Consider the following 15,769-nt stretch of genomic DNA (forward strand, 5'->3'; position numbering starts at 1 on the left):
ATGAGAAATGGCGTTGTGCCCCGCAAACCGGACATTTTTGCGGTCCAAAACCTTTTTCCACATCGTGAAAAGCCGGCCGATGTGGCGCAAGCTGCTAGCGGACGCGACAGGCCTGCAGCGCCGCCGAGGCCGGCGCGCCTTCGATATGGTCGACAAATTCGCCGACCATGGCCGCAAACCCCGCCGGGTCCGCCAGCGGCAGCCAGTGCTGCGCCGCCACGTTGCGGCGCCACAGCCGCGGGGTCCAGCGGTGCATGCCTTCTGTCACCGCGGGCTTTACGTAACGGTCATGCAGCGGCACGATCAGCTGCACCGGCGCATGTGCGGCACGGCGGCGTGGCGCGCGCAACACCGGCAGGATATTGGCGCGGTACAGGCGCACGCCGTGGCAGCCGTCGGCGGTCTGGGTCGGATTCGGCCTGGCGCGCACGCCCTCGGTCAGGCGCAGGTAGCGCGGCCAGGCCCGGCTTAGCCAGAGCCGCCATGCCAGTTCTGGCAGCCACGGCAGGTGGAAGACGCCGATGTACCACGAGGCCATCAGCTGGCGCAGCGCCTGGCCGAGCGCCGCCAGCGAGCGCTGCCCGCGCAGTTCGCGCAGCGCGATGGCCGCGTGGTCCAGGCATGGGCCCGAGCAGGAAGTGAACGAGGCAATGCGCCCCTGCAGGCGGGGATCGGTGACGAATTCCCAGCCCTGGATCGACCCCCAGTCGTGGCCGACCAGATGCACCGCGCGCCGCGGCGACACCGCGTCGATCACGGCGATGAAGTCGTCGGCCAGCTTTTGCAGCCGGTAGGCCGAGGTCGCCTGCGGGGCGGTCGAGCGCCCGGCGCCGCGCACGTCGTAGGCCACCACGTCGAAGCGCCCGGCCAGTTGCGCCGCCACGGCGTGCCAGACGTCGCTGTTGTCGGGATAGCCGTGCACCAGCACGATGGTCGGCCGCGTCGGCCCGGGCGCGCCCCAGCGGGTAACGGCCAGGCGCACGTCGCCGGCATCGATGCAGCACGTTTGCGGGGGAATTTGCTGCGGGACTTGCGGAGCATGCATGGCCGTCGGTTCCATCGTGCGATGTCATGGCCGGCCATGCTACGCAAAAGCAAACGGCGCCGCGAATGGGCGCCGCCTGTTTGAAACGCGTACGGGATTCAGGCCGCTGCCGTATCGCGGGCGCGGCGATAGCTTACCCAGTCTCCGCTGTCGATGCGCGGCAGCGCGGCGGCCGCGGCGTCGGCCACCGGGTACAGCAGGCAGGCGACAGGCTGGCCCTTGTGCTGCACCGCCTGTTCCTCGCGCACGAACAGCGTGGCCTGGCCCGGATAGACCTCCTCGATCTCGTCCAGCACCGGCAGCAGGGCGTCGGCAATCTCGTAGATGTCGCCGACCACCGGCCCGCCGCCGGCGTCCAGCACCAGGCCGGGATAAGTGCCGAAGTCATAAAGCCTGCCGGCCACCGTACCCGTGCCCAGCAGCGTGGGCGCGGCAATGCCGTGGCGCAGGGCTGCGGCGTTCAGGTCGTTGACCTCGCCGGCGCGCAGCGTGCCATAGACGAAGACGCGCGGCATGCTCAGCGCTCCAGCGCTTCGTCGGCGACCAGGATCCCGTCGACATCGACATAGATCCAGTTGCCCGGGCGCACCACCGCGCCCGGCATCTGCACCGTGACCTCGCTCTCGCCCACGTTGCGCTTCTGGCTCTTCTGCGGATGCGCGGCCAGCGCGCGGATGCCGATGTCGCACACGTCGAGTTCGGCGGTATCGCGGATGCAGCCGTTGACGACGATGCCGACCCAGCCGTTCTTCTCCGCCAGCAAGCCCAGGTTGCCACCCACCAGCGCGCAGCGCAGCGAGCCGCCGCCGTCGACCACCAGCACGCGCCCGCGGCCCGGCGACTCCAGCGTGGCGCGCACCAGCGCGTTGTCTTCGAACACCTTGAGCGTCGCGGCCGGACCGGCAAACGCCGGCTGCTTGCCGAAGGCACGGAACACCGGCGCCATCACGCGCAGCGTGCCGTCGGCAAGGCGGTCTTCATGCGCGTCGCACAGGTCGGTGGTGACGGGCTTCATCTCGGGTCTCCTGGTCGGTAAGAAAAAATACTGTCTGGCCGCGCAGCGTCATGGCTTCTGGCTCGCCAGCGCCTGCGCCCGGATCGCGCTCAGCGTGGTGCGCGGCGTGATCACGTCCGGGTCCACCTGGATTTCGATCAGCGTCGATACCGGCGCGGCCAGCGCCTCGCGCAATGCCGGCGCAAACGCCCCGGTGGCGGTCACGGTAACGCCGCGTGCCCCATAGGCGCGCGCCAGCGCGGCAAAATCGGGATTGCGCAGCTCGGTGCCGGACACATGGGTCGGGTATTCGCGTTCCTGGTGCATGCGGATGGTGCCGTACATGCCGTTGTTGACGACGATGATGATGACCGGGGCGCCGTATTGCATCGACGTAGCAAGTTCCTGGCCATTCATCAGGAAGCAGCCGTCGCCCGCCAGTGCCACCACCGTGCGCTGCGGGAAAGCGATCTTGGCACCGACCGCCGCCGGCACGCCATAGCCCATCGCGCCGCTGGTCGGCGCCAGCTGGCCGCGTCCGCCGCTGGTGAACGGGCGATAGTGGAAATAGCGGTGCAGCCAGCCGGCATAGTTGCCGGCGCCGTTGGTCACCACCGCGTCGGCCGGCAGCATCTGGTCCAGCGTGCGGATGACCTCGGCCATGTCGACGCCCTGCGCCGTGAACGGCGGCGGCTGCAGGTAGCGTTCGTAATCGGCGTGCGCGGCTTCGGTCCAGTCTTGCCAGCGCGGCGCGGCCAGCGGCTGCAGGCCTGCCAGGCGCGCGGCGATGGCCGGCATCGAGGCCTGGATCATCAAATCGGCCTGGTAGACGCTGCCCAGCTCTTCCGCGCCGGCATGGACATGGACCAGCGTCTGCGCCGGCCGCGGCGCCGCGATCAGCGCGTAGCCGCCGGTGGTCATCTCGCCCAGGCGCGGGCCGATCGCGAGCACCAGGTCAGCGTTGCGGATACGCTCGGCCAGCGCGGGATTGATGCCGATGCCGACATCGCCGGCGTAGTTGGGATGGCGATTGTCGAACAGGTCCTGGCCGCGGAAGGCGCAGCCCACCGGCAGCGCGAAGCGCTCGGCAAAGGCCTGCAGGTCGGCGCACGCCTGCGGCGTCCAGCCGCTGCCGCCGGCCAGCACGAACGGGCGCTCGGCGGCCTGAAGCATTTCCGTCAATCGCGCCAGCTCGGCCTCGCCGGGCCAGGCCATGACGCGCTGGTAGGCCTGCAGCTGCGGCACCGCGGCGGTTTGCGCCAGCATGTCTTCGGGCAGCGCCAGCACCACCGGGCCGGGACGGCCCGAAGTCGCGGTCTGGTAGGCGCGCGCGATGTATTCGGGAATGCGCTCGACCCGGTCGATCTGCGCCACCCACTTGGCCATCTGGCCGAACATGCGGCGGTAGTCGATTTCCTGGAAGGCCTCGCGGTCCATGAAGTCGGTACCGACCTGGCCGATGAACAGGATCATCGGGGTCGAGTCCTGGAACGCCGTATGCACGCCGATGCTGGCATTGGTGGCACCCGGCCCGCGCGTGCAGAAGGCAAGCCCGGGGCGGCCGGTCAGCTTGCCATAGGCCTCGGCCATCACCGCGGCCCCGCCCTCCTGCCGGCAGACGATGAAGCGCAGCTGGTCACGGCGGCGGTGGAAGCCGTCGAGCACTGCAAGGTAGCTCTCGCCCGGCACGCCGAAGGCCAGTTCGGCCCCGTGCGCCAGCAGCGCATCGACGAGGATATGGCCGCCCGGCAGCGGCGCGCCGCGATCGGTGTCTTCAGGCTGGGTGGCGTTGGCCGGCGTCGTTGGCATGGAAACGTTCCTCAGGCAAGCGGATTCGGAAAGCGGCGGGCGGACTGGCGGGCTCGTCTAGGCGGCCTCCGCCCGTGCCGTGGCCTGGCTGCGCGAGCGGTTGCCGTTGCCCACGGTCACCGCGGTGAAGATCGACAGCAGCTGGAAGCCGCCGATCATGAAGAAGACCCAGGCCGGCAGCCTGGCGTCCATCAGCGCGCCGAAGAACAGCGGGCCACAGGCCAGGCCGATATCCAGCCCCGAGTAGACCACGCCGTAGACGCGCCCGGTGGCGCCGGCCGGGGCTGCCGCGCGCACCAGCAGGTCGCGCGAGGGCCCGGCGGTACCGGCGCCAAAGCCGATCACGCCCATCAGCACCGGCACCAGCAGCGCCGGCACCAGGTTCAGCCCCACCAGCACCGCCATCAGCCCCGACACAGTGAAGCTGACCGCGATCAGCCGGTCATGGTTGCTGGTGCGGCTGGCGGCAAAGCCGCCGACAATCATGCCGCCGGCACTGCACAGCATGTAGACCGTGTACGACGCGGTCGCCAGCGTGAACGGCATGCCATAGAGGTAGGTCAGCGCGGTGGGCGCAAAGCTCTGGATGCCGGCGGCGGAGAACGTCGTCAGCAGGAAGAAGCCCCAGCACACCCACACCTGCGGCAGGCGCAGGAAGCCCAGCACGCTGCCGCCCGCCCCCGCGGCCCTGGCCGCGGGCCGGCCCACGGCGCCCTGAACTTCGCGCGGGTCCAGCACATGGCGCAGCGCCACCAGCACGGCCAGCACGATAAAGGCCACCGCCGAGGCCGCCGCCAGCGCCACGCGCCAGCTGGCCAGGTTGGCAATCGCCACCAGGAACAGCGGCGCCGCCGCCCAGCCCAGGTTGCCGGAAATGCCGTGCACCGAGAACGCGTGCCCCAGCCGCGGCTGCGACACATGCTTGTTCAGCAGCGTGAAGTCGGCCGGGTGGAACACGCCATTGCCCAGGCCCGCCACCGCCGCGCCCAACAGCAGCCCCGCATAGCCGCCGCTGGCCGACAGCAGCAAGGCGGCGGCGCCCAGGCAGGCCAGCCCGCCGAACAGCACCGGCCGCGCGCCGAAGCGATCCACCACGAAGCCCGACGCGGTCTGCACCACCGCCGAGACCGCGAAAAACACCGTCATCAGCAGGCCCAGCTCGGCATAGCTGAGCCCGAACTCGGCCTTGATCCACGGGAACAGCGGCGCCAGCAGCAGGTGGTAGAAGTGCGAGACCCCATGCGCCAGCCCCACCAGCCCGATCACCTGGGCGTCGTGGCGAAGGGAATTGGGCGTGGGTTCGAGGGTGGCGGTGGGCATGGCGCTGGCGTTCGGAAGGACGATGCGGTGGGCTGGGCGGCGGGCAAAAAAATACGGGCCGAAGCCCGCATCATAGAGGAAACCCCTGCCTGCCGCTGGCAGGGTGGCGGCCACGCCGCCCCGCGCCGGCCGATCCGTGCGCCGCGCGGGCCTTCACATCTGCTTGAACAGGTGCGCGTACTGGCGCGCCACCGGCAGCAGTTCCGGGCGGTCGCGCAGCCGCAGCGAGAGCCGGCCCAGCGACTGGTTGACCGCGCTGGCGACGCAACTGATGTTGACCACGGTGCCGCGATGCACCTGCCAGAAGCGCTCGGGATCGAGCTGCTGCGTCAGCTCGCGCAGGCTGGTGCGGATCAGCGCCTCGCCGGCGCCCGAGACCACGTTGACGTACTTGTCGGTGGCTTCCAGGTAGATCACTTCGTCGACCGGGATGATGCGCACCTCCTGCCCCACCAGCGCCTTGATAAAGCGCAGGTACTGGCGCTGCGGCGCGCCGGCCGCGCCCGGCGCGGCATGCTCGAGCGATTCGAGGCGCGCCAGCAGCTGGCCGAGCCGGTCGGTGTCGGCCACCGCGGCCTCGTCATCGTCGTCTTCCGCTTCCGTCGAATCGGACAGCCGGGCCTTCAGGCGCTGCACGGTCGCTTCCAGCCGTTCGCGCTGCACTGGCTTGAGCACGTAGTCGACCGCGGCGCGCTCGAAGGCCTCCAGCGCAAACTGGTCGTAGGCGGTGACGAACACCACCAGCGGCGGCGCATCGAATTCGATCAGTTCGCGCGCCACGTCCATGCCGCTCATGCCAGGCATGCGGATATCGAGGAAGGCCACGCGCGGCTGGTGTTCGCGCGCCGCCGCCAGCGCGGCCACGCCGTCGTGGACCACGGACACGACCCGCGCCTCGGGCCACAGGGCCGCCAGTTCGGATTCCAGCACGCGTGCGAGCAGCGCTTCGTCGTCGGCAATCAGCAGGGTCGGGGTCATGGGGGCGTGGGGGGCGTGGGGGGCGTTGGCGTTGGCAGCTTCATGGCGCTGCAGGCGCGCCGACACGGGCGAAACCTGCTGCGCTTGTTGTTTTCAGGTGAAACGACAGCGAGTGCGCGTCAGAGCCGTGGCATGGCCGGGGCAGAGACCGGCATGCCCTCCGGCACCGCGGTGACGGTCTGGGTCAGGGTGGGCGCCTCGGCCGGGCGCTCCAGCGGCAAGGTCAGCCGCACCACCACGCCGCGCGGCGTGTTCTCTTCCATCTGCATGGTTGCCGCCGCGCCGAAGATACGCGCCAGGCGCTCGCGCACATGGGTGATGCCCAGCCCCGAGCCTTTGCCCGAGGCATGGCCGAACCCGACCCCGGTATCGGCGATCACCACCTGCACCGCGTTGTCGCCGGCCGCGCGCGCCGACAGCCGGATATGGCCGCCGATCATGCAGGGTTCGATCCCATGCGTGACCGCGTTTTCCACCAGCGGCTGGATCAGCATCGGCGGGATTTCCACCTTCGCCAGTTCGCGCGGCAGGTCGATGTCATATGAGAGCCGCTGGCCGAAGCGCATGGCCTGGATCTCGAGGTAGCTGCGCAGCAGTTCGAACTCTTGCCGCAGCGTGCATTGCTCGGCGCGGGTATGCGCCAGCGACATGCGCAGGAAGCCGATCAGCCGCTGCAGCAGCTGCCGCGCCGCCGGCGGATCGGTGGCAATCAGGCCGTCGAGGTTGGCCAGCGAGTTGAACAGGAAGTGCGGCTCGATCTGCGCCTGCAGCGCCATCAGCTGCGCGCGCACCAGCTGCTTTTCGGCTTCCTCGCGCTGCAGCGCGTCCAGCGCCGCCTGCCGCTCCAGCGATGCCAGCTTCTCGCGCGACCAGTAGAAGTAGATCATCGACGCCGCCGCCAGCATGCCCACCACCAGGCACATGCGCAGCATGCCGCCCGCCTCGTCGGCAGACTTGGGCGGCAGGTCCAGCACCACGCGCGTGGCCCAGCTGCCGAACACCACGCCGGCGGGCACGGCGGCGGCGGCCAGCAGCAGGAAGGGCCAGCGGCGCGGCCGGTCGTTCCACCAGATCACCACGCGCGGGATGTCGATCAGCACCCAGATCGACAGCCCGATCAGCTGGCTGTAGACGAAGTTGTGCCACAGCGAGCCGCCGGTCTGGAAGCCGTAGTTCAGGCTGATGGCGATCACCGAGTTCATGCACAGCACGAACAGCAGGTCGCGCCCGAGGATATTCAGGCGGGACGGAATGGCGGTGCAGGCGTGTGAGAAGCAGCGGTCCATGGCGTTCATGTTAGCGCGGCTTTCGCCATGCGCAATACAGCGGGTGATGTGACGGCGACATGGAGGAGCGTCAGCCGCCCTTCCCGGTCGCGTCGCCAGGCCGCGCCGGCGCCGGGCTGCGGCCGGCCAGCGCGCGCCACCACTGCCCGGACAGCACATAGCGCGGAAAGGTGATCCACTGCTCGGCCAGGATACGGCCCGCGATGTCGGCTGGCCCGGCAAACGGCTCCGGCGCATGGGCTTCCAGCCGGTGGCCGCGGCCTTGCAGCGCCATCGACATGCCCATGCACACCAGCCCCAGCGCGATCGCCGGCAGGTTCAGGCGCAGCAGGCCATAGAGGCCCAGCACGGTGCCGGCCATGAACATCGGCACGGCCACGATATGCAACAGCAGGTTGCGGGGATGCTGGTGGTTGCGGGCATAGCCGCGCCACTGCCAGCGCAGCAGCGGTTCGTCGTCGCGCATGATCGTCTCTCTCTCCCTTGCCCGGTCCTTGCCGACCGGCGGCCGTGCGCAAACTTTGCTGCGCTGCGGTGCACGTGCGGCGCCGGCCGGGATGCCAGTGCGGGCACGTGCAGGGAATGTACCCCGCGGCGCGGGGAGAAGAAAGTCTGTTGCGACGAACGGCCGGCACGGGGTGCGAACGGCACCGGGCGGGTGCGGACGGCGTGTCCGCCGGCCCGCGGGGTGCTGCCGGCGCCGCGCGCGGCTCAGGCGGCCAGGGCCTGGCGGTCCTGTTCGGACAGCGCGCTGCTTACGGTATCGCGCGACAGGTGCGGCGCGAACATGTTGATGAAGGCGTGCGCATAGCCGCGCAGGTAGGCCCCGCGGCGCACCGCCACGCTGGTGGTGTTGGGCGCGAACAGGTGGTCGGCCGAGATCCGCACCAGGCCCGAGTCCTTGCGTTCGTCATAGGCCATCGAGGCGATGATGCCCACGCCCAGGTCCAGTTCGGCATAGGTCTTGATCACGTCCGCATCCAGCGCGGTCAGCACGATCTCGGGCTGCAGCCCGGCCTCGGCAAAGGCGCTGTCGATCTTGCGGCGGCCGGTGAAGCCGGCGTCGTAGGTGATCAGCTGGAAGTTCGCGACGTCTTCGAGCGTGGGCTCGGGCAGCCGCGTCAGCGGATGGTCCGGCGACACCACCAGCACGTGCTGCCAGCTGTAGGCCTCGAACGAGGTCAGCCCGGCCTCGGTCGCGAGCGCCTCGGTGGCAATGCCGATATCGGCCTGGCCCGTCAGCAGCAGCTCGACGATATGCGTGGGCGACGCTTCCTGCAGCGCCAGCGTCACATGCGGGTATTCGCGGCGGAAGGCCTGGACCACGCGCGGCAAGGCATAGCGCGCCTGCGTGTGAGTGGTGGCGACGGTAAGCCGGCCGGTGTGGCGGCCGGCGTATTCGTCGCCAGCCTGGCGCAGGTTCTCGGCCTCGAGCAGCAGGCGCTCGACGATGCGCACGATCTCGCGGCCGGGCTCGGTCAGCCCGGTCAGGCGCTTGCCGTAGCGCTCGAAGATCTCCACGCCCAGTTCCTCTTCCAGCTCGCGGATCTGGCGCGACACGCCGGGCTGCGAGGTATAGAGCGCGTTGGCGACCTCGGTCAGGTTGAACTGGCGGCGCACCGCCTCGCGGATCGAACGAAGTTGCTGGAAGTTCATCGTGCGGCCTCTTGTTTTTGGGTGGGGGCGGTGCCGTTGGCTTGCGTGAAGACGCGCAACTGGCGCGGGCGCACGGCGAGCAGCTCGCCCTCGCGGAAGCCCGCGTGGCGGAAGCGCTCCAGCGGCAGCGCCACCTCGATCACGTCCTGGTTGTCTTCACGCTCGAGTTCGAGCTGCGCCACCGGGCCCAGCGTCAGCGCGCGGCGCAGCGTCACGGCGATGCCGTCGGCGCCAGGCGAATAGCGCTCCAGGTCCAGGTCGTGCGGGCGGACATAGGCGACCGCATCGCCGGCGGTCTCGTGGCCGCTGCCGATCACCGGCAGCACCGCCTCGCCGGTATGCAGCAGGCCGCCGCTCTCGCCGACTTCCAGGCGCCCGTGGAACAGGTTCACATTGCCGAGGAAGCCGAACACGAACGGCGTGGCGGGATGGTTGTAGACCGCCTCGGGCGAGCCGTGCTGCTCGACGCGGCCGCGGTTCATCAGCACCACCTGGTCGGCCACTTCCAGCGCTTCTTCCTGGTCGTGCGTGACGAACACGCTGGTCACGTGCAGCTCGTCGTGCAGGCGCCGCAGCCAGCGGCGCAGCTCCTTGCGCACCTTGGCGTCGAGCGCGCCGAAGGGCTCGTCGAGCAGCAGCACGCGCGGCTCCACCGCCAGCGCGCGCGCCAGCGCGATGCGCTGGCGCTGGCCGCCCGACAGCTGCGCCGGGTAGCGGTCGGCGAGCCAGTCGAGCTGGACCAGGTCGAGCAGCGCATGCACCTTCTCGCGGATCTGTGCTTCGCTGGGGCGCTCGGCGCGCGGCTTCACGCGCAGGCCGAAGGCGACGTTCTCGAACACGCTCATGTGCTTGAACAGCGCGTAATGCTGGAACACGAAGCCCACCTGGCGCTGGCGCACGTGCTGGTTCGAGGCATCGCGCCCGGCCAGCACGATCTGGCCGGCGTCGGCGCGCTCCAGGCCGGCGATGATGCGCAGCAGCGTGGTCTTGCCGCAGCCCGAAGGCCCCAGCAGCGCGGTCAGCTCGCCCTCGTCGAAATCGAGCGAGACATTGTCCAGCGCGACGAAATCGCCAAAGCGCTTCTCTACGTTCTTGACCTGGATGCTCATGATGCTTGTCCTTGCACTGAAGCCGGCAGGCTTGCCAGCGGCCGCTCGGGCGCGGCCTCTTCGGTTTCCTTGCGGGCGCGGAATTCCACCAGCGTCTTGATGCCGAGGGTCACCAGCGCCAGCAATGTCAGCAGCGACGCCACCGCGAACGCGGCCGCGAAGTTGTACTCGTTGTAGAGGATCTCCACGTGCAGCGGCATGGTGTTGGTCAGCCCGCGGATATGGCCCGACACCACCGACACCGCACCGAACTCGCCCATCGCCCGCGCATTGCACAGGATCACGCCGTACAGCAGGCCCCAGCGGATATTGGGCAGCGTGATATGGCGGAAGGTCTGCCAGCCGGAGGCGCCCAGCACGATCGCGGCCTCTTCTTCTTCGCTGCCCTGCGCCTGCATCAACGGGATCAGTTCGCGCGCAACAAAGGGGAAGGTCACGAAAATGGTGGCCAGCACGATGCCGGGCACCGCGAACATGATCTTGATGTCGTGCGCTTGCAGCCACGGACCCAGCCAGCCCTGCGCGCCGAACAGCAGCACGTAGACCAGGCCCGAGATCACGGGCGACACCGAGAACGGCAGGTCGATCAGCGTGATCAGCAGGTTCTTGCCGCGGAAATCGAACTTGGCGATGGCCCACGCCGCCGCCACGCCAAACACCACGTTCAGCGGCACCGCGATCGCCGCCACCGTCAGCGTGAGCTGGATCGCGGCCAGCGCGTCGGGCTCGACCAGCGCTTCCCAGTAGGTCTGCACGCCCTTGCGCAAGGCTTCATAGAACACCGACGCCAGCGGCACGAACAGGAACAGCGTCAGGAACAGCACTGCCACCGCGATCAGCGTGTAGCGCACCCATGGCGCCTCGCCGGTGGCGTCGAAGCGGTGATGGCCCCTGGCGCTGCCCTGCCCGCCGAGGCGTCCCGAGATTGAGCCGGCCATCTCAGAACTCCTTGCCCGTGGCGGGCGCTTCTGCAGCCAGCGCGGCGCGCCCGCCGGACTGGTGGCGGCGCGTCCACGCCTGCAGCAGGTTGATCAGCAGCAGCAGCGCGAACGAGATCACCAGCATCACCACCGCCACCGCGGTGGCACCGGCGTAATCGTATTGCTCCAGCTTGGAATAGATCATCAGCGGCGCGATCTCGGACACCATCGGCATGTTGCCCGAGATAAACACCACCGAGCCGTACTCGCCGGTGGCGCGCGCGAAGGACAGTGCAAACCCGGTCAGCAGCGCCGGCAGGATCGCCGGCAGGATCACGCGATGGAAGGTTTGCAGCCGGTTGGCGCCCAGGCTGGCCGCGGCTTCTTCCAGTTCCTGCTCGACGTCTTCGAGCACCGGCTGCACCGTGCGCACCACGAACGGCAGGCCGATAAAGGTCAGCGCCACCACCACGCCCAGCGGCGTAAATGCGACCTTGATGCCGAGCGGCTCCAGGTAGCGGCCGATCCAGCCGTTGCCGGCGAACAGCGCGGTCAGCGCGATGCCGGCCACCGCGGTCGGCAACGCGAACGGCAGGTCGACCAGCGCATCGATCAGGCGCTTGCCGACAAAGCGGTAGCGCACCAGCACCCACGCCACGATCAGCCCGAACACGGTATTGACGATGGCCGCGACCAGCGACGCGCCGAAGCTCAGCTGCAGCGATGCCACCACGCGCGGCGCCGTGATGGAGGTCCAGAACGCGTCCCACGTCATCGTGAAGGTCTTCAGGAACGTGGCCGACAGCGGCACCAGCACGATCAGCGTCAGGTAGAACAGCGTGAACCCGAGCGACAGGCCGAAGCCCGGCAGCACGGTGAAGCGCTGCCTGGACGGGTTGCGCGGCGCGCGCGCCGAACCGGACCCGGACTCGGGCGCGCGGGGCGCCGCCGGCGGCGGCGTGTCCGCCAGGGAAATGGATGGAGGCATGTCGTCTCGTCTGTGAGCGGTGCGCTGCCAGGCCGATGGCCAGGCCCGGCACGCCGTTCTTTATGACGCCGGCGCATATTGCGCCGGCCTACGAGACAGATTCTGCAGATCCGTCTTTATAAAAAGAACGAATCTTTATGAATTTTCTTAGAAGGTTTAGATATAAGGGACCGTCGAGGCAACTTCGACCTCGGCCTCCCAGGCGGTGATTGAAGCACTTGGAGCGCTGGCGTCGCCGGCTTGTGCAATACGCTGCACCAGGGTATCGAGCAGCGCGAGGCCTTCCGGCCACTCGCCGAGGCCCGAGTCGGCATTGATATGGCCGAGATGGCCCACGTCGACCAGCTCGCTGCCCCACAGCGTGCCCCACGAGAATGCGGTGCGCTGCGGCATCCAGGGGTCGTTGCGGCTGGCCGCGAGTATGGTCGGGAACGGCAGCCTGTAGGCGGGCAGCAAGGCCGCCACGCCGAACTTGTCCGGGTCGGCCGGCGCCACCAGCAAGGCGCCGGCGATGCCGACCGGGTCCAGCGCGGCCTGGCGCAGCGTGGCCAGGCAGCCGAAGCTGTGCGCCACCAGCACGGCGCCGCGCGCGGCCACGCGCCGGGCCCGCATCACGCCTTCGGAAACGCGCTCGGCCCACAGCGGCAGGCTCGGCCGCGACCAGTCATGCTGCTCCACCCGCTGCCAGTCCGGAAACTGCTGCTCCCAGCGGCTTTGCCAGTGCCCCGGGCCGCTGCCGTGCAAGCCGGGCACCGTCAGCACCTGCAGGTGGCGGGGAATGTCCAGCCGCGTGGCACGGCCGGGTGCGGTCCTGTCCGATGGCGTCATACCGGCTCCTCGTTCAGTGCATGCAACGTCGCGGCATGGGATGCCGCGGCTGACCGATCCGGCGCGCGCAGCGCGGCCGCATTCACCAGCCCGCCGGCAAAGGCGCCCTGCCCCAGGCCGATGCCGGCCGCCTGCAGGCGCTCGATGCTTTCGGCGTCCTGCAGGCGCCGCCCGATCAGCGTCACGCCCGCGCTGGCAGCGCTGGCGCGCAGGCCGGACAGCTGGCGGTCGGTCCAGGTGCGGCGCATGTCCAGCTTGAGCCAATCCGGCAGCGCATGGGCCATCAGCGCACCCGCCTCGGCCGGATCCGAGGCCTGCAGGCTCACCGCGAAGCCATTGCGGCGGTAGTTGCCCACCACATGCAGCAACAGCCCGAGATCGTCGTTGGCGCTGGCCGGCACCTGGATCACAAAGCGCTCCAGCGGCAACCCCAGCGACTGCAGCGCGCGCCGGAACGCCGCGCCGTGGTCATCGGCCACCGCGGCCAGCAGCCGGTTGTGCACGTTCAGCACCAGCTTGTGCCCGCCGTCCGCGGCAAAGTAGTTGATGGCATGCAGCAGGCGCGAGAGCCGGTCCAGCGACACCAGCGTGTGATCGTCCGCCGCCATCGCGAACAGCTTCCACGCCGCCAGGCCGACCCCGTCCTCGGCGTAGGTATGGATCGCGCCTTCGTGCGCCACCACCTGCCGGTCCGCCAGCGTGACCAGCGGCTCGAACGCGCTGGTCAGCGAGCAGTTGAAGAACTGGCCCTGCACCTGCCCGCGCGCATCGCGCCACAGTTGCCGGTCCGCCAGCGGCTGGCGCGGCAGCGATTCGAGATAGCGTTGGAGCGCAGACGCTGCGCCCGTGGGTTCATGCTCGCCTGGCATGGTGGTCCTTGGCTTGACCGGGCCAATCGGGCCCGCGGTCGGATGGGTGATGGGTGATGGGTGGTGGGCAAGCTCCACGCCAGCGGCTGCCTGCCTGCTCATGATAGAAGCTCGGCGCGCGCGAGCGTATGAAGATTAAGGACTGTCGATATGCGGCGCCCGGCACTACGGCGCAAGCCTGGCCGGGCGCGCTGCCGTCAGGCCGCCCAGCTCACATTCAGTGCCGCCGGCGCCGCGGGCGCGGCTGCCTGCGCACCGGCTTGCGCGGCCGCCGGCGGCGACGGCCGCATCACCCGCTGCAGCACCTCGGCTTCCAGTTGCGCAAAGCCCGCGGCACCGCGTTCGCGCGGACGCGCCAGCGCTACGCGCGTGTCCATGGCGATGCGGCCGTCCTCGATCAGCACGATGCGGTCGGCCAGCGCCACCGCTTCGGAGACATCGTGCGTGACCAGCAACGCGGTGAAGCCCAGGCGCCGCCACAGCGCTTCGATCAGCGCCTGCATTTCGATGCGCGTCAGCGCATCCAGCGCGCCCAGCGGTTCATCGAGCAGCAACAGCTGCGGGTGGTGCACCAGCGCGCGCGCCAGCGCCACGCGCTGGCGCTGGCCGCCTGACAGCCGTGCCGGCCAGGCCTGCGCGCGGTCGGCCAGCCCGACCTGGGCCAGCACCTGAGCCGCTTCGGCGCGGCGTGCGCGCGGCAGGCCCAGCGCCACGTTGTCCAGCACGCGCTTCCAGGGCAGCAGCCGCGCGTCCTGGAACATCACGCGCACGTCCGCCGACGGCGCGCGGCCCGTGGCAGCGGCCTCGCCGTCGATGGCGATGCTGCCGCCGTCGGCCGCCTCGAGCCCCGCCACCAGCCGCAGCAAGGTGCTCTTGCCGCAGCCGCTGCGCCCGACGATGGCCAGGAACTCGCCCGGCGCGACGTCCAGCGCCACGTCGTGCAGCACGGTGCGGCCGTCGTAGCGCTTGACCACCTGACTCACGCGCAGCGCCACGCCGCCCGCGGCCTTGCCCGGCACCACGTCGGCCGCGTTGGTCCCAGCGGACGCCTCGCGCCGCGCCAGGCCCGCTTCCAGCTCGGCCAGGGCCGCCTGTTCCACCGGATACATCTGCATCTCGATCTCCTTGCCTTGATTGGTTGCCGGCGCCGCTCAGGCCGCGGCGTAGCCCGGGTGCCAGCGCAGCCAGTAGCGCTCCAGCCCGCGCGACAGCCAGTCGGCCAGCTTGCCCAGCAGCGCATAGAGCAGGATGCCGACCAGCACCACGTCGGTTTGCAGGAACTCGCGCGCATTCATCGTCATGTAGCCGATGCCCGACTGCGCGGAGATGGTTTCCGCCACGATCAGCACCACCCACATCAACCCCAGCGCGAAACGCACGCCCACCAGGATGCCCGGCAGCGCGCCGGGCAGGATGACCCCGCGATACAGCTGCCAGCCGGACAGGCCGTAGCTGCGCGCCATCTCCACCAGACCCGCGTCGACCGAGCGGATGCCGTGGTAGGTGTTCAGGTACACCGGGAAAAACACGCCCAGCGAGACCAGGAACAGCTTGGCGCTCTCGTCGATGCCGAACCACAGGATCACCAGCGGGATCAGCGCCAGCGCCGGGATGTTGCGCACCATCTGCAGCGTGCTGTCGAGCAGCGTGGCGGCGCTGCGGAAGGTGCCCGTCAGCAGCCCCAGCAGCAGCCCCAGCCCGCCGCCGATGGCAAACCCCAGCAGCGCGCGCCAGGTGCTGACGCCGACGTGCCGCCACAGCTCGCCCGAGCGCGCCAGCTCCCACGCGGCCTGCACCACGGCCAGCGGGGCCGGCAGCACGCGGCTGGACAGCCAGCCGTGCTGCGAGGCCAGCTGCCACGCGACGATCAGCAGCATCGGCACGATCCACGGCGCGGCCGCACGCCACAATGCCTGCGGCGCCTGGCGCGGCGGTGGCAATAGCGGAGTCGTCATGGTTGCGCCTCC

16 protein-coding genes are annotated in these 15,769 nt (G+C 69.8%); all 16 read right to left on the reverse strand.

The features are described from left to right. Positions 1–94: 94 nt before the first annotated feature. Positions 95–1,045, reverse strand: coding sequence for an alpha/beta fold hydrolase (locus CBM2588_RS10130; RefSeq protein ID WP_172583579.1), 951 nt, complete (start codon positions 1,043–1,045; stop codon positions 95–97). 98 nt (positions 1,046–1,143) lie between these two features. Beyond that, a complete protein-coding gene (locus CBM2588_RS10135; protein WP_115680435.1) occupies positions 1,144–1,560 on the reverse strand; it encodes a gamma-glutamylcyclotransferase family protein in 417 nt (138 codons plus the stop codon). Between the two features lie 2 nt (positions 1,561–1,562). Further along, complete coding sequence (gene rraA / locus CBM2588_RS10140) at positions 1,563–2,060, reverse strand: ribonuclease E activity regulator RraA (RefSeq protein ID WP_115680436.1); 498 nt, start codon at positions 2,058–2,060, stop codon at positions 1,563–1,565. Between the two features lie 48 nt (positions 2,061–2,108). Next, entirely contained in the window at positions 2,109–3,848 is a 1,740-nt protein-coding gene (locus tag CBM2588_RS10145) for a thiamine pyrophosphate-binding protein (protein ID WP_115680437.1), read from the reverse strand. Positions 3,849–3,905: 57 nt separating this feature from the next. Further along, positions 3,906–5,168, reverse strand: a complete 1,263-nt coding sequence (locus CBM2588_RS10150) for an MFS transporter (RefSeq protein WP_115681456.1) — start codon at positions 5,166–5,168, stop codon at positions 3,906–3,908. Positions 5,169–5,321: 153 nt separating this feature from the next. Beyond that, the gene (locus tag CBM2588_RS10155; RefSeq protein ID WP_012353034.1) at positions 5,322–6,146 is read right to left on the reverse strand and encodes a LytR/AlgR family response regulator transcription factor; all 825 of its coding nucleotides are present in this window, start codon (positions 6,144–6,146) and stop codon (positions 5,322–5,324) included. Between the two features lie 119 nt (positions 6,147–6,265). Then, positions 6,266–7,441, reverse strand: a complete 1,176-nt coding sequence (locus CBM2588_RS10160) for a sensor histidine kinase (protein WP_115680438.1) — start codon at positions 7,439–7,441, stop codon at positions 6,266–6,268. A gap of 61 nt (positions 7,442–7,502) precedes the next feature. Continuing rightward, positions 7,503–7,898: a terminase gene (locus CBM2588_RS10165; RefSeq protein ID WP_115680439.1), complete on the reverse strand. Its 396-nt coding sequence runs from the start codon at positions 7,896–7,898 to the stop codon at positions 7,503–7,505. Between the two features lie 245 nt (positions 7,899–8,143). Continuing rightward, positions 8,144–9,088, reverse strand: a complete 945-nt coding sequence (locus CBM2588_RS10170) for a CysB family HTH-type transcriptional regulator (RefSeq protein ID WP_111517800.1) — start codon at positions 9,086–9,088, stop codon at positions 8,144–8,146. After that, complete coding sequence (locus tag CBM2588_RS10175; RefSeq protein ID WP_115680440.1) at positions 9,085–10,197, reverse strand: sulfate/molybdate ABC transporter ATP-binding protein; 1,113 nt, start codon at positions 10,195–10,197, stop codon at positions 9,085–9,087. The genes CBM2588_RS10170 and CBM2588_RS10175 overlap by 4 nt, the downstream gene beginning before the upstream one ends. Beyond that, positions 10,194–11,135 carry a sulfate ABC transporter permease subunit CysW gene (cysW, locus tag CBM2588_RS10180; protein WP_115680441.1) on the reverse strand — a complete coding sequence of 314 codons (942 nt, stop codon included), beginning with the start codon at positions 11,133–11,135 and terminating at the stop codon, positions 10,194–10,196. The genes CBM2588_RS10175 and cysW overlap by 4 nt, the downstream gene beginning before the upstream one ends. A 1-nt stretch (position 11,136) precedes the next feature. Beyond that, the gene (gene cysT / locus CBM2588_RS10185) at positions 11,137–12,105 is read right to left on the reverse strand and encodes a sulfate ABC transporter permease subunit CysT (protein ID WP_115680442.1); all 969 of its coding nucleotides are present in this window, start codon (positions 12,103–12,105) and stop codon (positions 11,137–11,139) included. Positions 12,106–12,261: 156 nt separating this feature from the next. Next, a complete protein-coding gene (locus tag CBM2588_RS10190) occupies positions 12,262–12,933 on the reverse strand; it encodes an RBBP9/YdeN family alpha/beta hydrolase (protein WP_115680443.1) in 672 nt (223 codons plus the stop codon). Then, positions 12,930–13,802 carry an EAL domain-containing protein gene (locus CBM2588_RS10195; RefSeq protein ID WP_115680444.1) on the reverse strand — a complete coding sequence of 291 codons (873 nt, stop codon included), beginning with the start codon at positions 13,800–13,802 and terminating at the stop codon, positions 12,930–12,932. Before CBM2588_RS10195 ends, CBM2588_RS10190 begins: the two co-directional genes overlap by 4 nt. Before the next feature lie 197 nt (positions 13,803–13,999). Continuing rightward, positions 14,000–14,917 carry an ATP-binding cassette domain-containing protein gene (locus CBM2588_RS10200; protein ID WP_115680445.1) on the reverse strand — a complete coding sequence of 306 codons (918 nt, stop codon included), beginning with the start codon at positions 14,915–14,917 and terminating at the stop codon, positions 14,000–14,002. A 36-nt stretch (positions 14,918–14,953) separates the two neighbouring features. Further along, on the reverse strand, positions 14,954–15,757 hold the full coding sequence (gene ssuC, locus CBM2588_RS10205) for an aliphatic sulfonate ABC transporter permease SsuC (protein WP_115680446.1): 804 nt from the start codon (positions 15,755–15,757) through the stop codon (positions 14,954–14,956). Positions 15,758–15,769: the final 12 nt, after the last annotated feature.

Origin of the sequence: Cupriavidus taiwanensis (assembly GCF_900250075.1) — a bacterium.
GTDB classification, from domain to species: domain Bacteria; phylum Pseudomonadota; class Gammaproteobacteria; order Burkholderiales; family Burkholderiaceae; genus Cupriavidus; species Cupriavidus taiwanensis_C.